Source organism: Ruegeria sp. CDSA241 (assembly GCF_059611265.1).
Genome location: NZ_JBXWPF010000010.1, coordinates 120,654 through 141,416, shown reverse-complemented (window position 1 = coordinate 141,416; position 20,763 = coordinate 120,654). Strand labels below are relative to the sequence as shown.

23 protein-coding genes are annotated in these 20,763 nt (G+C 56.4%); 11 read left to right on the top strand and 12 right to left on the bottom strand.

Features of this window, described 5'->3' with window-relative positions; genetic code table 11:
- Positions 1-12: 12 nt before the first annotated feature.
- The 4 genes from glnA (at position 13) to AC2FJV_RS11275 (ending at position 4,135) form a co-directional block, all read left to right on the top strand.
- Positions 13-1,419 (top strand): type I glutamate--ammonia ligase, encoded by a 1,407-nt coding sequence (gene glnA / locus AC2FJV_RS11290; RefSeq protein ID WP_142633127.1) that lies wholly within the window; start codon positions 13-15, stop codon positions 1,417-1,419.
- 105 nt (positions 1,420-1,524) lie between these two features.
- On the top strand, positions 1,525-2,169 hold the full coding sequence (locus AC2FJV_RS11285) for an MSMEG_1061 family FMN-dependent PPOX-type flavoprotein (protein WP_281994452.1): 645 nt from the start codon (positions 1,525-1,527) through the stop codon (positions 2,167-2,169).
- A 65-nt stretch (positions 2,170-2,234) separates the two neighbouring features.
- Positions 2,235-3,023, top strand: a complete 789-nt coding sequence (locus AC2FJV_RS11280; protein WP_281994451.1) for a lytic murein transglycosylase — start codon at positions 2,235-2,237, stop codon at positions 3,021-3,023.
- 197 nt (positions 3,024-3,220) lie between these two features.
- Positions 3,221-4,135, top strand: coding sequence for a hypothetical protein (locus tag AC2FJV_RS11275; RefSeq protein ID WP_281994450.1), 915 nt, complete (start codon positions 3,221-3,223; stop codon positions 4,133-4,135).
- Positions 4,136-4,172: 37 nt separating this feature from the next.
- Here AC2FJV_RS11275 and AC2FJV_RS11270 read toward each other — a convergent pair whose 3' ends face one another.
- Positions 4,173-4,916: a heme-dependent oxidative N-demethylase family protein gene (locus AC2FJV_RS11270; RefSeq protein ID WP_496693392.1), complete on the bottom strand. Its 744-nt coding sequence runs from the start codon at positions 4,914-4,916 to the stop codon at positions 4,173-4,175.
- 122 nt (positions 4,917-5,038) lie between these two features.
- Between AC2FJV_RS11270 and dddP the strand changes: the two genes are divergently transcribed.
- The gene (dddP, locus tag AC2FJV_RS11265) at positions 5,039-6,382 is read left to right on the top strand and encodes a dimethylsulfonioproprionate lyase DddP (RefSeq protein WP_496713761.1); all 1,344 of its coding nucleotides are present in this window, start codon (positions 5,039-5,041) and stop codon (positions 6,380-6,382) included.
- Positions 6,383-6,386: 4 nt separating this feature from the next.
- On the opposite strand, the gene AC2FJV_RS11260 is transcribed toward dddP, so the two are convergent.
- The gene (locus AC2FJV_RS11260) at positions 6,387-6,569 is read right to left on the bottom strand and encodes a hypothetical protein (RefSeq protein ID WP_271947667.1); all 183 of its coding nucleotides are present in this window, start codon (positions 6,567-6,569) and stop codon (positions 6,387-6,389) included.
- Between the two features lie 232 nt (positions 6,570-6,801).
- Between AC2FJV_RS11260 and AC2FJV_RS11255 the strand changes: the two genes are divergently transcribed.
- Positions 6,802-8,016 (top strand): bifunctional alpha/beta hydrolase/OsmC family protein, encoded by a 1,215-nt coding sequence (locus AC2FJV_RS11255; protein ID WP_142633114.1) that lies wholly within the window; start codon positions 6,802-6,804, stop codon positions 8,014-8,016.
- Between the two features lie 6 nt (positions 8,017-8,022).
- On the opposite strand, the gene AC2FJV_RS11250 is transcribed toward AC2FJV_RS11255, so the two are convergent.
- The 5 genes from AC2FJV_RS11250 to AC2FJV_RS11230 all read right to left on the bottom strand — a co-directional run bounded on the left by AC2FJV_RS11250 (position 8,023) and on the right by AC2FJV_RS11230 (position 10,480).
- Positions 8,023-8,361, bottom strand: coding sequence for a hypothetical protein (locus tag AC2FJV_RS11250; RefSeq protein ID WP_271947672.1), 339 nt, complete (start codon positions 8,359-8,361; stop codon positions 8,023-8,025).
- 10 nt (positions 8,362-8,371) lie between these two features.
- Positions 8,372-8,929 carry a hypothetical protein gene (locus AC2FJV_RS11245; RefSeq protein ID WP_496713759.1) on the bottom strand — a complete coding sequence of 186 codons (558 nt, stop codon included), beginning with the start codon at positions 8,927-8,929 and terminating at the stop codon, positions 8,372-8,374.
- A gap of 136 nt (positions 8,930-9,065) precedes the next feature.
- A complete protein-coding gene (locus tag AC2FJV_RS11240; RefSeq protein WP_142633110.1) occupies positions 9,066-9,653 on the bottom strand; it encodes a biotin transporter BioY in 588 nt (195 codons plus the stop codon).
- Between the two features lie 75 nt (positions 9,654-9,728).
- The gene (locus tag AC2FJV_RS11235) at positions 9,729-10,151 is read right to left on the bottom strand and encodes a DUF6314 family protein (RefSeq protein WP_496713757.1); all 423 of its coding nucleotides are present in this window, start codon (positions 10,149-10,151) and stop codon (positions 9,729-9,731) included.
- Positions 10,148-10,480 (bottom strand): hypothetical protein, encoded by a 333-nt coding sequence (locus AC2FJV_RS11230; protein WP_496713755.1) that lies wholly within the window; start codon positions 10,478-10,480, stop codon positions 10,148-10,150. Before AC2FJV_RS11230 ends, AC2FJV_RS11235 begins: the two co-directional genes overlap by 4 nt.
- Positions 10,481-10,569: 89 nt before the next feature.
- Here AC2FJV_RS11230 and purB point away from each other — a divergent pair, with 89 nt between their 5' ends.
- The 4 genes from purB to AC2FJV_RS11210 all read left to right on the top strand — a co-directional run bounded on the left by purB (position 10,570) and on the right by AC2FJV_RS11210 (position 14,793).
- A complete protein-coding gene (gene purB / locus AC2FJV_RS11225; protein WP_496693385.1) occupies positions 10,570-11,874 on the top strand; it encodes an adenylosuccinate lyase in 1,305 nt (434 codons plus the stop codon).
- A 182-nt stretch (positions 11,875-12,056) separates the two neighbouring features.
- Positions 12,057-12,602, top strand: coding sequence for a tetratricopeptide repeat protein (locus tag AC2FJV_RS11220; protein ID WP_496713753.1), 546 nt, complete (start codon positions 12,057-12,059; stop codon positions 12,600-12,602).
- Positions 12,603-12,671: 69 nt separating this feature from the next.
- Positions 12,672-13,763 (top strand): flagellar motor switch protein FliG, encoded by a 1,092-nt coding sequence (locus tag AC2FJV_RS11215; RefSeq protein ID WP_281994443.1) that lies wholly within the window; start codon positions 12,672-12,674, stop codon positions 13,761-13,763.
- A 106-nt stretch (positions 13,764-13,869) separates the two neighbouring features.
- On the top strand, positions 13,870-14,793 hold the full coding sequence (locus AC2FJV_RS11210; protein ID WP_142633100.1) for a lysophospholipid acyltransferase family protein: 924 nt from the start codon (positions 13,870-13,872) through the stop codon (positions 14,791-14,793).
- On the opposite strand, the gene AC2FJV_RS11205 is transcribed toward AC2FJV_RS11210, so the two are convergent.
- Positions 14,794-15,495 (bottom strand): DUF1223 domain-containing protein, encoded by a 702-nt coding sequence (locus AC2FJV_RS11205; RefSeq protein WP_281994442.1) that lies wholly within the window; start codon positions 15,493-15,495, stop codon positions 14,794-14,796.
- Between the two features lie 227 nt (positions 15,496-15,722).
- On the opposite strand from AC2FJV_RS11205, the gene acnA reads away from it, so the two are divergent.
- Positions 15,723-18,413, top strand: coding sequence for an aconitate hydratase AcnA (gene acnA, locus AC2FJV_RS11200; protein ID WP_496713751.1), 2,691 nt, complete (start codon positions 15,723-15,725; stop codon positions 18,411-18,413).
- A gap of 172 nt (positions 18,414-18,585) precedes the next feature.
- On the opposite strand, the gene AC2FJV_RS11195 is transcribed toward acnA, so the two are convergent.
- From AC2FJV_RS11195 to AC2FJV_RS11180, 4 genes are read right to left on the bottom strand one after another with little or no spacing between them, the layout of a single operon-like run.
- Positions 18,586-19,239: a hypothetical protein gene (locus tag AC2FJV_RS11195; protein WP_496688482.1), complete on the bottom strand. Its 654-nt coding sequence runs from the start codon at positions 19,237-19,239 to the stop codon at positions 18,586-18,588.
- 15 nt (positions 19,240-19,254) lie between these two features.
- The gene (locus AC2FJV_RS11190) at positions 19,255-19,794 is read right to left on the bottom strand and encodes a DsbE family thiol:disulfide interchange protein (protein ID WP_496688484.1); all 540 of its coding nucleotides are present in this window, start codon (positions 19,792-19,794) and stop codon (positions 19,255-19,257) included.
- Positions 19,787-19,945 carry a heme exporter protein CcmD gene (ccmD, locus tag AC2FJV_RS11185; protein WP_281971899.1) on the bottom strand — a complete coding sequence of 53 codons (159 nt, stop codon included), beginning with the start codon at positions 19,943-19,945 and terminating at the stop codon, positions 19,787-19,789. The genes AC2FJV_RS11190 and ccmD overlap by 8 nt, the downstream gene beginning before the upstream one ends.
- Entirely contained in the window at positions 19,942-20,715 is a 774-nt protein-coding gene (locus tag AC2FJV_RS11180) for a heme ABC transporter permease (RefSeq protein WP_142633092.1), read from the bottom strand. Before AC2FJV_RS11180 ends, ccmD begins: the two co-directional genes overlap by 4 nt.
- Positions 20,716-20,763 lie beyond the last annotated feature (48 nt).

Here is a 20,763-nt window from a genome sequence, read left to right as displayed (position 1 = left end):
GGAATCAAGAGAATGAGCAAGGACGCAGTTCTTCAGCTAATCAAGGACGAAGGCGCCGAATATGTCGACGTCCGCTTCACTGACCCGCGCGGCAAACTGCAGCACGTCACCCTGGTAGCCGATCAGGTAGATGAAGACTTCCTTGAAGAAGGCTTCATGTTCGATGGCTCTTCCATCGCTGGCTGGAAGTCCATCGAAGCCTCGGACATGAAACTGATGGTCGATACCAACAGCGCCTATGTCGATCCGTTCTACGCAGAGAAAACCATCTGCGTGCATTGCTCAGTTGTCGAGCCCGACACCGGCGAAGCTTATGAGCGTGACCCGCGCGGCACCGCCCAGAAAGCCGAAGCCTACTTGAAAGCAACCGGTATCGGCGACGTGGCCTATATGGGTCCTGAAGCCGAGTTCTTCCTGTTCGACGACGTTCGTTTTTCCAACAGCATCAACAAAGTATCTTACGAAGTTGATGCAACTGATGCGTCCTGGAACACCGACACCGAATACGAGATGGGCAACATGGGCCACCGCCCGGGCGTTAAGGGCGGTTACTTCCCGGTCAACCCGATCGACGAAGCCCAGGATCTGCGTTCGGAAATGCTGTCGACCATGAAGCGTCTGGGCATGAAGGTCGACAAGCATCACCACGAGGTTGCGTCGTGCCAGCACGAGCTTGGCCTGATCTTTGACAGCCTGACCAAACAGGCAGATGAGCTGCAGAAGTTCAAATACATCATCCACAACGTGGCGCATGCATACGGCAAATCGGCGACCTTCATGCCGAAGCCAATCGCAGGCGACAACGGTACCGGCATGCATGTGAACATGTCGATCTGGAAGGACGGCAAGCCTCTGTTTGCTGGCGACAAGTATGCTGATCTGTCGGACGAGGCACTGTTCTTCATCGGTGGTATCCTGAAGCACGCCAAGACATTGAATGCCTTCACCAACCCGGCGACCAACAGCTACAAGCGACTGATCCCCGGATTTGAAGCCCCCGTCCTGCGTGCTTACTCGGCTCGTAACCGTTCGGGTTGTGTCCGTATTCCGTGGACTGAAAGCCCGAAAGCCAAGCGCGTCGAGGCCCGCTTCCCCGATCCGGCAGCGAACCCCTATCTGGCGTTTGCCGCTCTGCTGATGGCCGGTCTGGACGGCATCAAGAACAAGATCGATCCGGGCGAAGCCATGGACAAGAACCTCTACGATCTGCCTGCCGAAGAACTGGCCGACATCCCGACCGTTTGCGGCTCGCTGCGTGAGGCTCTGGAAGCTCTGGCATCGGATCACGACTTCCTGCTGCAGGGCGACGTGTTCACCAAAGACCAGATCGACGGCTACATCGCGCTGAAGATGGACGAAGTCGAAACCTACGAACACACGCCGCACCCGGTTGAGTACGGCATGTATTACAGCTGCTGATCCAGAATTTTCGTCGAAAATTCTAAAGGGGCGTCCATCGGGCGCCCCTTGTTTCGTTTGGCCCGATCTTTCACACTTGCCATTACCCCGGTTAGGAGAGATCGCATGTCAGCCGAAACCGCATTCGCCCCGTTCTCGGATTTCGTCACTTCGAAAGAGGAACTGGAACGCATCACCGGCGCGCCCCTTCCCCAGATCATCGCCAAGGAACAAGCCGCGCTGGACGGCATGTGCCGCGACTTTATTGCCAAGTCGACCTTCTGCCTGATCGCTTCGGCCAATCCGGGTGGTTATCTGGATATCTCTCCTCGTGGGGATCCCGAAGGGTTTGTTCGGGTGATCTCAGACACTCTGATCGCCATTCCCGACCGCCCAGGCAACAAGCGGACTGACACGTTTCACAATATAATACAGGACCCGCGTGTTAGTGTGATCTTCCTAGTGCCTGGCAAGTTGGAGACTTTGCGCATCCGAGGAACCGCGCGCATATGTATTGACCCGGACTTGCTGAACAGTATGGCAGTGAATAATCGCGCGCCTAAGCTAGCCCTTATGATTCATATCGAGACCGCTTTTGCACATTGCCCTAAATGCGTCATCCGGTCGGATCTGTGGCAACCTGAAAACTGGCCAGATTCATCAGGGCTTCCCAATATGAACGCCATGATGGTCAAGCACGCCAAAATCGACAAAACGCCGGATGAATGGTTTGATAGCCTGAAGGGCACCGGGGAACTCGACCTTTATTAACCCCTTTTCGTGTGCGGCTTCCCTGCCTAGGCTGCCCCTGTCATTTCATTGGATCGGATTACAAGATGCTTCGGCTTGCTCTTATTTTGGCAATTTCTCTACCTGGCTTTGCGGCAGCGGCCCCCTGTGGCAACACCGGAAATGGATTTGAGACCTGGAAGCGGGATTTCGCGAAGCAGGCCCAGCGCGCGGGAGTAAAAAAGAAGGGATTGCAGGCGCTGAGCCAAAGCCAATATGCCACCCGAACCATTGCTGCGGACAGAAACCAAAAGAGTTTTAAATACTCGCTGGACAAATTCATGCAGATACGCGGCGCGGATACTATCGTTGCACAAGGCCGCAAGCGCAAAGCAAGGAACCCTCAGTTCTATGCGACGCTTGAGCGTCAGTATGGGGTACCAGCAGGCATCCTGATCGCTATCCACGGAATGGAAACAGGATTTGGGAATTTCATGGGTGACAGTCAGGTTGTGTCAGCAATAACCACTTTGGCCTATGATTGTCGCCGATCCGAGTTCTTCATCCCCCACGCTATCGGAGCACTGAAGCTGGTTGATCAAGGCAGCATTACGACCAACACCGTTGGTGCCAAACACGGTGAACTGGGACATACACAGTTTCTGCCGGGCAATGCCTTGGAATACGGTGTTGATGCCACCGGTGACGGTCAGGTCGATTTCTACAACATGACCGATGCGCTGGCCTCGACCGCTAATTTCCTGCGTAAAAAGGGCTGGAAGCCCGGACGCGGATATCAACCGGGCCAACCGAATTTTGCGGTCATTCAACAGTGGAATGCCGCGACGGTGTACCAAGAATCCATCGCAATCATGGCTGCTCGAATCGACGGATGATTGTGTCGGTCTGTCATGTAGGGCGACCGCAATTCAGACACATTGTCGCCACAGACGCTAAATAGCCCTTAAAATGCCTAGGTTTCCAATGCGTAATCAATCTTGCCGATTTCTCATTTTTTTCCATTTCCGCCCAATTCTTTCCCTTATCTGTTGATAATTTGAGTCATCTGACGGAATGCACAAAGGAATGCGCAGTGACTCCGAAGCACAGCTATCACGGCGGCCTGCAGTTCACAGGCAAGACCAATGGCGCGATCGAGCGGTTTGGTGCCATCGTGGCGGCGACCCTGGAAGATTACGGCCATCTTATTGAGCGCAAAACGATCTTGAACACGACCGAGGCGAGCATCGTCTCAAGTCAGTACCTCGTGCGCCTTACGCTGGATACCCAACTGGCTGAAACAGAAGACCGGTTTGAACGGCGGGACCGTGCGGCCGGTCTGAGAACCGTCTCGAAACCCCGGGTGACCCTGCCCGAAAACCGGTTGACGGTCACAATTACCCCTGTATCCGCCTTGCTGGACGACAGCGAGATCTCGGAGCTTATGCTTGTTGTGATCCTGTATCGCATGGTTGATATCTGTGCGACTCAGCGCGTGGAATGGCTGTCTCCGAATACAGTCCTGACCATGGAACAATTCATGAGTGCTTTTGACACTCTGGCGCCCGTTAAACAGCGGGACAGAAAACAAATTTTCGAATCCGTTTCCGGGCCGTTTGCAGGTCTTGAATTAACGGAGACAGAAGATCTGGATGAGCCAAGAAACAAAACGCAGACCTCACATGCGCGGCCAATCCAGCTGTCAGACGAGCAGTTGCTTAGCATTGCTTTTCGGACAGAACCGATCGAGCAGAAACCGGATGATCGGACCGACACTCCCCCCCTCGACCACGAGAAACCCAATGATATCCTGCGACTTACCAGTTGGGGACTTACGGGTGCCGTGGCCAGCGTGTCGGTCCCGATCGCGGCCTCGATGGCTGCCGTCAACCTGATCCGAGGTGAAGATTTCCGCCTGAATACTCAGGTACTTGCCTATTCGGTTGCAATATCAGCGCTCAGCACCAGCGGTGCCTTTGCCGGTGTGGCAACTGCTTTAGGCATGTAGGCTAATTCCAATAAGACCCTCCTAAGAAGCCCCGCCGTCAGGTGGGGTTTTCTTTTTGGCGAAGGCTTCCAGCCTCAAGAACATAGGTGTGGATCGAAAAAACCACAGCCCGCGTTTTCGGCAGCCGCAACAATGTTTGCCTCTCGCTGCGCAAATAGCACGCGGCTCCGGGTGAACTGACCTCGCGCGGTTCTGTAGCGCTTCGAGGCTGATGCAGATCGGCATCCTCATACCACAGCGCATTAAACCGCCAGAGCGGCTTATCGGGCTGAATTCCATCAAACAACCGCTGGACACGGCGCGCGATGCTTTCGTCGTAGCTGTTGACCGGTACATGGATGTCGATCAGGGGACGCATGAATTTTTCTGACAGTCGCCAACTGGCTGGAAAACACAAAACCGCGCCAGTCAAAACATGTTCGTCCCCTTGCTTTTGCAAGATACAGATATCCTCCTGCACCAGTCTGCAAAGGGTTTCCATTGGGGCCTGCCGATCAATCTGGACCTTCTGCCCATCGGCTCTCGTGACGAGGTCTGAGCATCCGGGGTACGCATATTGCAACACCAGGTCCAAGACTTCTTGTGCGGCTGGTTCGGCTTCGAGCGCCAGCGCAAGAACATCAGCGTGACGCTCTTTCAGCAACGCTTCCCGATATTCCATCTGGGCCGCGAACGCTTCGTCCTGATGCAACCAAGTTTCCATACTGGCGGGCTGAATACCCGGCAGCGGGCGGGGTTTCAAAGGATCATAGGGAGTAGAGGTCTGCAAAATGGTCGTCATGAACCCGACCTAACATCGGCACTTCGACTTGTCGGTCAAAAAGCGACGGATGGCGGTCGCAAATTATCAAGACGCTGAAAGAATGCTTCTTCACGCTCGATAGACAGGCAGGGAGGGCTACTATGAACCGTCACCATAGAGATATCCGCAAGATCGACCCCACCAAAGGCACAGCGCTTGGGGACGGCACGCCCAATGATTTGGACCGGATCGAGATCGGCCCCACACAGCTGGCCTTCGCCGAATGGGAAGCCGCCGGGCTGTCCTTGCCGAACCTTGAGAGGATGCGTGAGTTTAGGTGGAAACGTCTGACCAAGACCATCGTTGATCGTGGCTATGGTGGCTTGTTGATGTTTGATCCTCTGAACATTCGATACGCCACAGACAGCACCAACATGCAGCTCTGGAACACGCATAACCCCTTCCGCGCGGTGCTGTTATGTGCCGACGGGTATATGGTGATCTGGGATTATAAAAACTCACCTTTTCTAAGCAAATTCAACCCATTAGTGAAGGAACAACGTTCGGGCGCCGACCTGTTCTATTTCGATCGCGGCGACAAGGTCGATGTTGCCGCGGATGTACTCTCGAACGAAGTGCGGGCGCTGATTGATGCGCATGGCGGCGGTAACAAGCGGCTGGCTGTGGACAAGATCATGCTGCACGGTTTGCGCGCCCTTGAGGCCCAGGGGTTCGAGATCATGGAAGGCGAGGAAGTCACTGAAAAGTCCCGCGCCGTGAAAGGCCCGGACGAAATTCTGGCGATGCGATGTGCCAACCACGCCTGCGAGACCGCGGTGGCCGAGATGGAGGCATTTGCCCGCGCTAATGTCGGAGACGGAAGAACCTCGGAAGACGACATCTGGGCCATTCTGCATGCCGAAAACATCCGGCGCGGCGGGGAATGGATCGAAACCCGCCTGCTGGCCTCAGGCCAACGCACCAACCCGTGGTTTCAGGAATGTGGTCCCCGGATCACGCAAAAGAATGAAATCATCGCCTTCGATACCGATCTGATCGGGTCTTACGGCATCTGCATCGATATCTCGCGCACCTGGTGGATCGGGGACGAAAAACCCCGCCCGGATATGGTCTATGCCATGCAGCACGCGCATGAGCATATCATGACCAATATGAAGATGCTGAGACCCGGTGTTACGATCCCTGAACTGACCGCCAACAGTCACAGGCTGGATGACAAGTTTCAGGATCAGAAATACGGTTGCCTGATGCACGGCGTTGGTCTGTGTGACGAGTGGCCTCTGGTCGCCTATCCGGACAAGGCCGTTGCAGGTGCCTACGATTACCAACTGGAACCGGGCATGGTTCTGTGCGTCGAAGCCGCGGTTGGCGAGATAGGTGCAGATTTCTCAATCAAACTCGAAGATCAGGTTCTGATCACTGAGGATGGGTATGAAAACCTGTCCACCTATCCCTTTGACCCACAGCTTATGGGGCTGGCCTGACCCCTCAGTTCGGCCAGTTTGACCGTTTGACGTTCCCATGCCAGTCCTCGATTTCCGCGCTGGCAAAAGATGTCGGCTGTGTCCAGTTCTGACCCGCGGCAAAACTGACGACCGCAGTTACGGCGATAGCGATCAGTAAATCTACTCGAAGATTTGTGCCATGTGGCTGAGAAGTGAGATGTACCATTGTTGCCTCCGTGGCTGGTTGTGTTCGACAGGCTCAAGATGAGGGTGGCATTCGCTTTATTAAAGTGAATGTTTGATTGGCAATGCATCACAAAAGTTGATGCAATCTATCGCACCAGAACTCCGCCGGCCCCTGACCCAGTCTCACCTTCCCGTGACGCTTCTTACATAGGGGTTGAGACCCCTCGCTGGCGGCCACAATATTGAGGCACCTCATGACGTAAGGAACTGCCATGCCCACCGAACGCATCACCTTTGCCGGTCACGACGGCCACCAACTGGCTGCACGCCTCGACCTGCCGGACGGGCCTGTCCTTGCTACGGCATTGTTTGCCCATTGCTTTACCTGTTCAAAAGATATCCCGGCCGCGCGCAGGATCGCAGCCCGTCTGGCAGCGATGGGTATCGCGGTATTGCGGTTTGATTTCACAGGCTTGGGTCATTCAGACGGCGAATTTGCAAACACCACTTTCACCTCGAATGTTGAGGATCTGATCGCCGCCTCACGGTATCTGGCTGGACGGAACATGTCCCCGTCTCTGCTGATCGGGCATTCTCTCGGAGGGGCAGCGGTTCTGCGCGCCCGAGCTGGTATTTCGAGTGTTAAGGCCGTTGTTACGCTGGGCGCGCCTGCCGATCCAGGGCATGTCTCGCACCATTTCGACGCCGCACTGTCGGAAATCCAACAAGAGGGATCGGCCGAGGTCACTTTGGGTGGTCGCCCGTTCCGTATTGGCAAAGCGTTCGTCGAAGATATCGCCCAATCCGCGCTAACCCCTGCGATTGCGGATCTGAAGGCCGCGCTGCTGATACTTCATGCGCCACGCGACGAAACGGTTAGTATCGACAATGCAAGCGCGATCTTTCTGGCAGCCAAACATCCCAAAAGCTTCGTGACGCTGGACGACGCTGATCACCTGATTACGCGCGCGGCGGATGCGGAATATGCTGCAGATGTAATAGCGGCTTGGGTTACGCGCTATGTGGTGCTGCGCCCGCCTGCCCCACCACCGGGTGCGCCCGAAGGCGTAGTGCGGGTGACTGAGGCCGATCCCAACGGATTCCAGCAAGACATTCAGTCCGGCCCCAAGCATCATGCTGTTGCGGACGAACCGGCCTCATATGGAGGCACCGACCGCGGTATGTCGCCCTATGGCTTTGTGTCATCGGGTCTGGGAGCCTGTACTTCGATGACAATCCGGATGTATGCGCGGCGCAAGGGCTGGCCACTAACAGGCATCACTGTCGATGTTTGCCATAACAAGGTCCACGCACAGGATGCGGGTCTGATCACTGACAACAAGGTCGATCTGTTCCGCCGCAAAATCCGGCTCGAGGGCCCCTTGGATCAGGATCAGCGCGCACGTCTGCTTGAAATCGCCGACAAGTGCCCTGTTCACAGGACACTTGAAGGAACAGCGAAAATCACGACGGAATTGCTGTCGTGATCCGCATCAGCGCCGCCGCGGTGACGGGCGGTGAATAGGCGGCCGGGCAACTGGTGGCCGGGCAACCGGTGGACGTGCCGGGGGCTTGGCGACAGGGGGGCGTGGGCGCGCCGGGGGCTTGGTGACCGGAGGTTTGGGTTTGACCGGAGGCTTACCCTGCGGTGGACGATTTACATCAATGTCCACATCAACGTCGTGATAGTAGTCGTTCCAAAGCATCGAGTCATAGAACGGATCATATCCATATCCCACACCAACCGTCACGCCGTCGCAGGCAGACAAGGTGATACTGGTCAAACCGAATACCAGCGCGGCGATCGACCGTTTCATCAGCTTACGAGTCATCCAAACCTCCTCACTGAAGCGACCGGAATGACGCGAATACGGCATTCAGGTCGTCCACATAGCCAGGGTCGGCGCCGTCTCTTAATACGGCCACTGCTACAGCCACGCGATCACGCGGCAAGTCAATCACTGTGGCCGTGAAATTTATCCCCCGCCGATCACGGGTGCCGGTACCGCGGATAACCCGCGCTGGCAGACCTCCGATCCGGGTTGCGACTGTTTCCGAAACGATCGGATCTTTGACCAGAAACTTGTCGATATCCTGAAGGTATCGCAGGCCACCGTCGATGGATGACACACCAGATGGCGAGACAAATCCAATCCATACGTCGTCATCCGTTACCGGTTTGATCCCCATGACTCGGGCAACCGCGCGGGGATCGTTCAGCTCGGTGTCATCGACCTCACGCGGGCCGCCAGTACGAACCGACCAAAAATCTGGTACCGCAAAGCTGAACAAGGCGCGCCCTTCATCAGTATAGGTGATCGGTGTTTCGGCTTTTGCACTCCCTGCCCCGGCGCAAACAACCGCGCAGGAAAGGGTTACAGCCCTCAATAGATTAGGCATATCTGAATAACCTGTTGTTTCTATTGCTACAGCTTGAACTGTGCCGACCGGTTTTGTCCAGCCTCTTGTTGGCGCAACAAAAAACCGCGCCGGGATCGCTCCGGGCGCGGTTCATGTCAACTAGGTTGACTGTGGTTTAGGTGCGGGCGTCGCCCACCAGCTTCCACAGGCCGGGGATCAGCAGCGCAGCCAGCGCGAGCTTGATCGCATCACCCACCAGGAATGGTGTCAGGCCCCATGCCAGGATCGGCTGGTCCCAGCCATAGAGCTGGCCCAGCCACAGCAGGCCGGGGACATAGATCAGAACGTTGGCCAGTACCAGCGCCAGCGCCATTTTCACGACCGAACGGTCCCAGCCGCGCGCGGCCAGCGTACCCAGCATCAGGGTTGCCAGCACATATCCGACTAGGTAGCCGCCTGTGCCACCCATCATGTAAGTAAGGCCGAATTTTTCAGCCGAAGAGCCCGCGAACACGTCAAAGCCCAGCGCGCCGATCAGCAGATAGCCCATCATGGTTACCAGACCCAGCCGTGCGCCATAGGCGGTGCCGATGGTCAGAACCGCAAATGTACCCATGGTGATTGGAACCGGCCACATCGGCACTTTGATCTTGGCGGCGACGGCCAAGGCAACGATGCCCAAAGCAACCAAAACCACCTGTTTGACGCGCAGCGCCGTCCCTTCACGTGGGCCAAATGCATTGGCCAATACGTTCGCATTCATGTTGTTTCTCCCTAAACGGACCGAGATTCTGCAACAGGAATGCCCTGTCAGCGCCGCATCTGCAAGATGATTACGCTACCGCAGCATGTATTCCGTATTCATTTCGTATGATTTCCGGGGGCCGGACACGGTCCAACGGACCCTCCAACAGGGCCAGCCCGAGAAATCATAGACTGCGTCATAGCTGTCCGGCGGGCAATTATGGTGATCCGCAGCCTGCGCCTGGCCCAGCTTGAGAGCGTGGAAATAACGCCCGTCATCAAAATGCACCGCAACGCTTTCGCCCTTGTCTTGCCACAGGTATCGGCGCGTTCCCATCATCTCGGGCTGGCCCGGAATGCGCAGAGTTACCGTCTCGTCATAGATCAGACCGTCTTTGGACCTGGTGAATCGCGCAGAGCCATCGGCCAAAACCACCTGCCCGGCCCGCGCATCCCGAATGGTGCGTGACAGGCTCCAGCCTCCTTCGAAGTCGGTCAGTTCGTTTGGAAAGGTCATTCGGGATAATACCCGTCTGTGATCTCGCCTGTGCCGTCAATAAATCGAATGATGACACCGCTTTGCAGAACATCATAACACGCCCAGATATCCGAAGGCGGCCAAACCGAGCAATACTGATCGCCCTGCACGGCCCACTTTCCGGTGCTGGGACGACCCGAAAAATAATGGGTCACCCCGCTTTGGTCGAATGTTTGCCAGATGCCGTCGCCATAAGTTAGTTTTTTGCCCGACAAGGCTTCGGCAATTTCATCACCCGTCAGCGGCCAGAACTCTGTCGCTGCCGCAACACCAGGCCAAAGGGATAAAATCAGGGCAAACCGTCTCATCACCGCACTCGCGCCTTGTTCCGTAGGGCGGCTGGGTTTAAACCGCGCCGCAACGACCTCTGCCAAATCATAAAAAGGTGCCGCTGCCAATGATTCCACGTTATTCCCGCCCCGACATGGTCGCCATCTGGTCGCCTGAGACGAAGTTCCGCATCTGGTACGAGATCGAGGCCCATGCCTGTGACGCCATGGCCGATCTGGGCGTGATCCCGCGTGAAAACGCCGAGGCCGTGTGGAAGGCCAAGAATGTGGAATTCGATGTGGCCCGCATTGATGAGATTGAGGCTGTCACCAAACACGATGTCATCGCTTTTCTGACCCACTTGGCCGAGCATGTCGGCAGCGATGAGGCGCGTTTCGTGCATCAGGGCATGACCAGCTCGGACGTGCTGGATACCTGTTTCAACGTTCAGCTGACCCGCGCTGCCGACATCCTGATCGCCGACCTCGAAGGTTTGCTGGCCGCTCTGAAACGCCGCGCGATCGAACATAAGGACACTGTCCGCATCGGCCGCAGCCACGGCATCCACGCCGAGCCCACCACAATGGGCCTGACATTCGCGCGCTTCTATGCCGAGATGGATCGCAACCTGTCCCGCATGCGCGACGCACGGGCCGAGATTGCAACAGGTGCGATCAGCGGCGCGGTCGGCACCTTTGCCAATATCGACCCTCAGGTCGAAGAGCATGTCTGCGACAAGCTGGGACTGGTGCCCGAACCGATCAGCACGCAGGTCATCCCCCGCGATCGCCATGCCGCGTTCTTTGCCACGTTGGGCGTGATCGCCAGCAGCATCGAAAACGTTGCCATTGAAATCCGTCACATGCAGCGGACCGAGGTTCTTGAGGGGGCCGAGTTCTTCTCGATGGGGCAGAAAGGGTCTTCGGCGATGCCGCACAAGAAGAACCCTGTACTGACCGAGAACCTGACCGGGCTGGCGCGCATGGTGCGCGCGGCGGTGATCCCGGCGATGGAGAATGTGGCGCTCTGGCACGAACGTGACATCTCGCACTCCTCGGTGGAGCGCATGATTGGGCCGGACGCCACGATCACACTGGATTTTGCTCTGGCTCGACTGACGGGCGTGATCGACAAAATGCTGATCTTCCCCGAGAACATGATGGAGAACATGAACAAGTTCCCCGGTCTAGTGATGAGCCAGCGGGTTCTGCTGGCGCTGACGCAGGCAGGGGTCAGCCGGGAAGAGGCTTATGCTATGGTTCAACGCAACGCGTTGAAGGTCTGGGAACACCGCACAGACTTCAAAGAAGAACTTCTGGCGGATACTGACGTGACCGCCGCCTTGAGCAAGGAGGAGATCGAAGAGAAATTCGATCTCGGCTATCACACCAAACATGTCGATACGATCTTTGCCCGGGTGTTTGGCGAGTAAAATTTCGTAAAGACTCTGCAATACTGACCCGCACAAAATTTTTGTGCGGGTTTTTCTTTGCTTGATCACGGCAGGATCATTCCCGCTTTCTAACTTGTGAATAAATTCGCGCGATCAGTTGTTAGCTTTTGTATAGAACGCGCTATGCTTATTCTGAGCAGCCCTACGAACGGAGACCAATTATGCGCCTCATCCTAGCTTCGGTTATTGCAATTCAGGCCCTTACATTTGCCCCCATGGTTCATGCCGCAGGTGGCGGCGGGGGATCGACGCCGCCAAAAACAACAAACACCACCAAGAAATGTCTGTTCGGACGGGTCTATGATGAGGCCGCGGGCAAATGCGTAAAGCCCAGCAACACCAATTTCACTCAGGATCAGCTGTACCACGCCGTGCGTGAACTGGCCTATGACGGGCAGTTCAAAAACGCCCAAGGCGTGCTGCGCGTGATGGACCAGAATGACGATCGCGTCTTGACCTATTGGGGATTTACCTATCGGAAGATGGGCAAGCTGGAACTGGCCAACCTGTTCTATGAAGGTGCAATTAACGCAAATCCCGACAATATCCTGGCACGTTCCTATATGGCGCAAGGCTTTGTCGCCGAGGGCAAAACTGATCTGGCGATTGCGCAGTGGCTTGAAATCAAAGCACGTGGCGGCGAAGGAACCTGGGCAGAGGTTTCCCTGCGCGAGGCGATCCGCACCGGACTGACCTACAACTACTAAGCTTCAGCCTTTCTTTACCCGACTCTCTGTAATCTGCCTGTGGAACAGGAACTTTGGCACCGCAGGCAGATGCAGAACACAAACACATTGGTACAGGTGGCCCCGGGGGCTTCTGCCCAGCTGGCCAAAGAAAACGATGACGACCTTCGCTTGGTGGCCCGCAGCCTCAGCAGCCGACAAAAGGCGGCGGTGGTTGTGCGTCTCTTGCTGAATGATGGGGCGGACATTCCGCTGGAAGAGCTCCCCGACGATTTACAGGAAAAGCTAACCCACCAACTGGGCAAAATGGGCCTTGTCGACCGGGTTACCTTGGACGCTGTTGCCGGTGAATTTGCAGATGCGCTGGACAGTGTTGGCCTGTCCTTTCCACATGGTCTGGCGGGCGCTTTGGATGTGGTGAACGGCAAAATCGCCCCGGCAACTGCGGCGCGTTTGCGTAAAGTGGCCGGCATACGCCAGATCGGCGATCCTTGGCAGCGATTGCGAGAGATCCCTACAGAAGATCTGGCCGAAATGGCGCAGGCCGAAAGCACTGAGATTGCGGCCGTGATGCTATCGAAACTTGAAACCGCCAAAGCTGCGCAACTGCTAGGGCACCTTCCCGGCCCAGTTGCTCGGCGTATTACCTATGCGGTTTCGAAAACAGCAAATGTCAGCCCAGAGGCCGTCGAGCGGATCGGATGGTCGCTGGCGGCTCAGATGGATCAGCGCCCTGCCACAGCGTTTGCCGACGGACCGGGTGCCCGCGTTGGCGCGATACTGAATCAGTCCGCTGCTTCGACCCGGGACGGCCTGCTGAGCGCATTAGAAGAAGAGGACGCCGATTTTGCCACCATAGTTCGCCAATCCATTTTCACCTTCGCCCATATCCCGTCCCGCATTCTGCCCCGTGATGTACCGGCCATTCTACGCGGTGTGGAACAACCCGTCCTGGTTACAGCGCTCGCCGGTGCAGAAACGGAAGGAGACAGGGCATCGGTTGACTACCTGTTGTCCAACATGTCGTCGCGTATGGCCGAAAACCTGCGCGAAGAAATGGATGAGGTCGGAAAAATCAAACAACCCGATGCAGAGGAGGCGATGACCCAGATCATTGGCGCCATCCGGACACTTGTCGATGAGGGAACCATCACGCTCCGGGATGATGACGGCGACGAATAAAGAGAGAAAGCGCGCCAAAATTTCTGGCCGAGCAGAAAGCTTGTGGTTACCGCGATCGGCTTGTATGTCTGACCCGGCAATTCACAACAGACGCCGAGACCTTCTGATGCCCGTTGAAAAGTCTGAACTAAGCAGGTCCGAGCTTGGCAAATACTATGTATCCGGCATGTTCCTGAAAGGCGTTATCAAAGCGTTACGGTTGCTGCCCTATGAGACACGCATTGCCACAATGGGCGCCATAGCGAGAAACCTTGCACCGTTGGTCGGGTTCTCGAAAAGAGTACGCAGCAATCTGAAACTCACCTGCCCGGACCTGACTGAATCCGAAGTGAAACGCATCTGCAAGGCCGTTCCTGACAACGCCGGACGCGCGATCATGGAGCACTTCTCGCCCGAGGATTTCACAGAACGCCAACGCTTTGCCAAAGTCACGGGTACGGGCCTTGCTGCCTTTGATTCCGCCTTGGCAGAGGGGCGACCTGTGATGATGATCACTGCGCATTTCGGCCATTACCTGGCCGCGCGTATCGCCCTTCAAGAACGCAGCGGTCAGCCTATTGGCTGCCTCTACCGTCGAATGGCGAACCCCTACTTCAACGACATGTATGTCGATGCGTTCTACAAAACCGGCGCCCCGATGTTCGAACAAGGCCGTCGCGGGATGGTCGAAATGGTGCGGACACTCAAAAAAGGCGGGATCATCGCTATTGTGTCAGACCTGCACGCACATGGCGGGGAAGAACTGACTTTTTTCGGCAAACCGGCCGTGACGTCGGTTTTGAATGCTGAACTGGCAATGAAATACAAAGCCGTCCTGATTCCGTGCTATGCGGTGCGTCAGCCCAATGGGGTTGATTTCGAAATCATCCTGCACGAACCGGTCCCACATACGGATCCAAAGACGATGACCCAGTTCACCAATGATGACCTCGAGGCGGTTGTCCGACAGCATATGGGTCAGTGGTTCTGGATTCATCGTCGCTGGAAAACCTGGAACGGGCTAGGCGTCCAAGCCAAAGACATGCCCTGATCAGCGAACGCGTGCTGCCGCAATAATCGGCCCATGGCCAACCCCTTGCACCAACACAACGGCCGGTAAACCTGACGTCAAAGATACCTTATAGGTCTTAGGCGCTGTCCCGTCCCATTGCCCGGCTACTGTCCAGGCCTCGACCACATTGGCATAATCCAGTTCTTGTCCGGCCAACTCTCCGCGCCGGATCGAAGCATGGCGCATTGGCGTGTATTGCACCACCCGGATGTCATAGACCTGATCCGGTGGCAAACTGATCGAGGAAACGCCGACAGTTACGTTATCTCCTGTACGCGAGGCCGAAACCGACGCCTGCGGAGCGGCCTTGGAATGGTCGCCGATCAGGTAATCCAGCTTTGCCGTATCTGCCCCTACAATATCCTGCTGACCATTCACTACCATCTGAGGCGTATAGATCACCGTACGTCCGGAATTTCCGGCATAGCTGCGCTGACGCTCAGTATGGGTGGGGTCGGCATATTCATCCTCCCATCCGATATAGTCCCAATAATCCACATGCAGCGCCAACCCGATGACGTCATCCCGATTGGCCAGATCGTGCATGATCCGGTCAGCCGGGGGGCAGGACGAACATCCCTGCGAGGTGAACAGCTCCACCACTACGGGTCCGCTTTCTGCAATGGCCGAAGTAGCCAGGAATAGGGACGCCAACGCGGTTGCGGTTGCAGATTTGAACATGTTTGCTCTCGGGTTTCATGGGGTGCATTACTGGTTTAGACGGAACGCTGATCAAGCACCAATCAAGGTTTCTTGAGACCGGTGACACAAGGTTTTCGCAAAAATGTGTGCAATGGTATACAAAAATTGCCGCACCTGGTCTGTTGGACCTTGAACCGCGCGCTTGGGTGATGCAGATAGCCCTCAGCGAATCCCATATTCCACGTCATTTGAGAGGGAGGCCACAGATGCCCATCAAAGTCGGACAGGATACCGCCAAGACACGCCGCAGCCTGAGCGTGAATGGCAAGTCCATCTCGTATTACTCGATCCCCGCCGCGCAAGAGGCCGGCCTGGGTGATTTCTCGAAACTGCCCGCCGCCCTGAAGGTGGTGTTGGAAAACATGTTGCGGTTCGAAGATGACGGATTTTCCGTCTCGGTCGACGACATCAAGGCGTTTGCCGAATGGGGCGCCAAAGGTGGCAAGAACCCCCGCGAGATCGCCTATCGCCCTGCCCGCGTGTTGATGCAGGATTTCACCGGCGTTCCGGCGGTGGTCGATCTGGCCGCCATGCGCGATGGTATCAAGGCTCTGGGCGGTGACGCGCAGAAGATCAACCCGTTGAACCCCGTTGATCTGGTCATCGACCACTCGGTCATGATTGACGAATTCGGCAACCCGCGCGCGTTCCAGATGAATGTTGACCGCGAATACGAACGCAACATGGAGCGGTATCAGTTCCTGAAATGGGGTCAGGGTGCCTTCAACAACTTCCGCGTTGTGCCCCCCGGAACCGGGATCTGTCACCAGGTAAACCTGGAATATCTGGCGCAGACAGTCTGGACCGACACGGATCAGGATGGCAACGAGGTTGCCTATCCCGACACGCTGGTCGGCACCGACAGCCACACCACCATGGTCAACGGCATGGCCGTTCTGGGCTGGGGCGTCGGCGGGATCGAGGCCGAAGCCGCTATGCTGGGTCAGCCGATCTCGATGCTGATCCCCGAAGTCGTGGGCTTTGAGCTGACCGGTGATCTGGTCGAAGGCACCACCGGAACCGATCTGGTTCTGAAGGTCGTCGAAATGCTGCGCGCAAAGGGTGTTGTGGGCAAATTCGTCGAATTCTTCGGCGAAGGTCTGGACCGTCTGCCGCTGGCCGACCGGGCAACCATCGCCAACATGGCCCCGGAATACGGCGCGACATGTGGTTTCTTCCCGATTGACGGTGAAACGCTGCGCTATCTGCGTAACACCGGCCGTGACGAAGATCGCATTGCGCTGGTCGAAGCCTATGCCAAGGAAAACGGCTTCTGGCGCGACGCAGATTACGCGCCGATCTACACCGACACCCTGTCGCTGGACATGCGCACCATCGTTCCCGCGATCTCGGGCCCGAAGCGCCCCCAGGATTATGTTGCTCTGACCGGTGCCAAGGCGGCGTTCACCAGGGAAATGGCCGAGACGTTCAAGCGACCCATGGGTAAGGAAGTCGCCGTCAAAGGCGAAGACTATACCCTGGAATCGGGCAAGGTTGTGATCGCCTCGATCACCTCCTGCACCAACACCTCGAACCCGTATGTCATGATCGGCGCTGGTCTTGTGGCCCGCAAGGCCGCAGCCTTGGGTCTGAACCGTCAGCCTTGGGTCAAAACTTCGCTCGCACCGGGATCGCAGGTTGTTTCTGCTTATCTTGAGGCCGCTGGCCTGCAGGAAGATCTGGACAAGATCGGCTTCAACCTTGTCGGCTACGGCTGCACCACCTGTATCGGCAACTCGGGTCCAATCCAGAAAGAGCTCTCTGAGGCGATTGCCGAGGGCGATTTGGTAGCCACGTCGGTCTTGTCGGGGAACCGCAACTTCGAAGGCCGTATCAGTCCGGACGTCCGCGCCAACTATCTGGCCTCACCGCCGCTGGTCGTGGTCTATGCGCTGGCCGGTACGATGGATATCGACCTGACCTCAGAACCGATCGGTCAGGACAAGGACGGCAATGATGTCTTCATGAAAGACATCTGGCCAACCCAGCAAGAAGTGGCGGAATTGGTCGAACAGACGGTCACCCGTGAGGCGTTCCTGTCGAAATATGCAGACGTCTTCAAAGGCGACGAGAAATGGCAAGCGGTCGATACCACCGATGCCGAAACCTATGACTGGCCACCGACCTCGACCTATATCCAGAACCCGCCCTACTTCCAGGGCATGGGGACCGAGCCGGGCACAATTTCGAACATCGAAGACGCCAAGGTTCTGGCCATTCTGGGCGATATGGTCACCACTGACCACATCTCGCCTGCAGGCTCGTTTGCCACGACAACACCGGCTGGCAAGTATCTGACTGACCGTCAGGTGCAACCGCGCGAGTTCAACTCTTACGGGTCGCGCCGTGGCAACCACGAGGTCATGATGCGCGGCACCTTTGCCAATATCCGCATCAAGAACGAGATGCTGGACAGCGTCGAAGGTGGTTACACCAAAGGCCCCGATGGCGAGCAGACTTCAATCTATGACGCGTCGATGGCCTATCAGGAACAGGGCACGCCGCTGGTTGTATTCGGTGGCGAGCAATACGGCGCCGGATCGTCGCGCGACTGGGCGGCCAAAGGCACGGCTCTGCTGGGTGTCAAAGCGGTGATCGCCGAAAGCTTTGAGCGTATCCACCGCTCGAACCTGGTTGGCATGGGCGTTGTACCGTTCGAATTCACCGGTGGCGACTCGCGCAAGACGCTGGGCTTGAAGGGTGATGAAACCGTCTCGATCCACGGTCTGGATACGATCCAGCCGCTGCAAGAGGTGCCCTGCACCATCACTTTCGGTGACAGTTCGGAAAAGACCATCACCCTCAAGTGCCGCATCGATACCGCGCCCGAGATCGAATATATCGAAAACGGTGGTGTGCTGCATTACGTGCTGCGGAACCTGGCCAAAGCGGACTAAGACCTTTCAACGAATAAAAAGGGGCGTCCAACCGGGCGCCCTTTTTAGTTTCAGAACCCTGATGACAAGAGCGATTTAAGCGAATACCGTTGCCCTTACAGGCAGGCCGCACCCGCATCATTCACTTGAAAGTAAGACGTGACGCGCCTATATATTGGTCACACAGAGGAGACTATGAATCATGCTTTTTGGCCCTGATCCGATCCAGGTTTGACGTCAAAGCCGTTAATCTGGCTGATAATTCACTCTCATCACCGCTCAGGTGCCCGGACAGATGTTCAGGGCGCCTTTTTAATTTGAGATCGGTATAGTTGCGTTCCATCTGCGTCAGAATGCTGTGACCGGCCATTTCGCAAGCCTCACTCGTATTATACAGGCCGCGGATCGTGCCCACTTTGCCCGGCACCGATATCTTAAGAAAACTTGCGTTATGCAGCCCTTCGATCTGTGTTCGGATCTTTTCAAGACCGCCATAGAATTTCACGAATTCCGAGATCAGCCCGTCTTCCAGAAAATGCAGATCTTTGATGCCTGATCTATAGACATCGGTATGCCGGGCGTCGGTGACATGCGGGATGTACCCCTTCTTTTGAAACAGGGATTCGAATTGCGTCAGAGGCGGCGCGTTTTCCAGAAACCGCGTCAGATCGCTTGTGTTGAAATCCACCTCGGCGAAAAGCGCCCGCAACAAAGCATCCCGATCTTCACGACGTTGTTTTGTTTTTTGCCAGACCTCCCACATGCGGGTGCCGAACCATAGAACTACGGTAACAGCACCAAGGCGGGTGATTGTGACAAGATCGTTCAGAAGTCCGGTATTATCCATCAATCCTTACCAGCGTTAATCGGCCGCAGCCTTTTCCAGAGCGGGCCTGATGGTTTTTTCGATGACGCGCTGGGTAATCGGCCCGGCAAAACGCAGGATAATGGTTCCGTCGCCATCGACCACATAGGTTTCCGGCACGCCGTAAACACCCCAGTCCAGCGCCATGCGCCCCTGTTCATCCCGTCCGATGGCCGAATAGGGATCGCCGAGTTCATTCAGGAAAGCCTCGGCATTTTCCAGCTTGTCCTTGTAGTTGATGCCATAGACAGGGATGCCTTCATCCGACAGGGCTTGCAGGTTCGGGTGCTCTACCCGGCAGGGCGCGCACCAGCTGGCCCAGTAATTCACCAGCTTGACCTCTCCGTCGCGCAGCGTTGCATCGTCGAACTGCGGTTTGCCTGCAAACTCAGTCAACACAACCGGCGGCGCGGTTTGACCCTCACGCGCCGAGGGCAAAGCGTTTGGGTCATCGCGGAACATGCCAATACCGGCAAGGACCGCAAAGGCGCCAAAGATCAGCGGGGGCGCAATCATCAGGGGCGAGATCTTAGCCATTGCGCTTTATCCTTTGTTCAACTTTTTCCAGCTCAGCCTGCGCCCTGCGGCCCCTCATCACGCTGACCAGAACCAGCGCCAGCAAAAGCCCGATGGAAACCACATAGGACCAGAGCACCGTATCGGCATATTTTCCAAGATCAGGGATCATCCGTTTGCCCTTTCCCGCGCCAGCAGAGTCTTGGTCCGACGCGTGCGAATTTCAGTACCCGTGCGGTAAAGTACCAAGGCGATGAACAACAACACGAACCCGACAATGCAGAGCAGCAGAGGATAGAAATAGATATTGCTGACCTTCTCTTCGGTATCCGCTCCAGTCACGGCACCAGCCCGCAGGACAGAAGCGCCCTGATGCAGCCCCTGATTCCAGAAATTCACCGCATAACGGCTGAGGATAGCAAAGACCGACCCCACCAGACACAGGATCGAGGTCAGATCGGCAGCCGTATCAGGGTCTTCGATCGCCTCCCACAAGGCGACATAGCCCAAATAGAAGAGGAACAGGATCAGGAATGAGGTCAGACGTGGATCCCAGGCCCACCAGGTGCCCCACATAGGCTGCCCCCAAATCGCCCCGGTTGCCAACGCAATCAATGTCATCACGATGCCCACAGGTGCGGCCGCGCGCGCAGCCAGCGCACTGACATGATGACGGCGAACCAGCCAAACCAGAGAGGTCGCCAGCATCATAAGCCAGCAGTTAATCGCCATCAGTGCGGCGGGCACATGCAGGTAAATGATCTTGACGGTCGATCCCTGCTTGTAATCATCGGGTGTGAAGAAAAATCCCCACACCAGACCAATGACGATGCAAACCAAAGCCGCGCCCCAGAAGAACGGCATCACCCGTTCACTGGTGGCAAGAAACTTGCGCGGATTGGCATATTCCCAGAGGGTATTGGCTTTGGCTGCGATAGACATGGGCCTTATCTAGTCCGAGTCGGGTTCATTCTCAATTGACATCCGTCA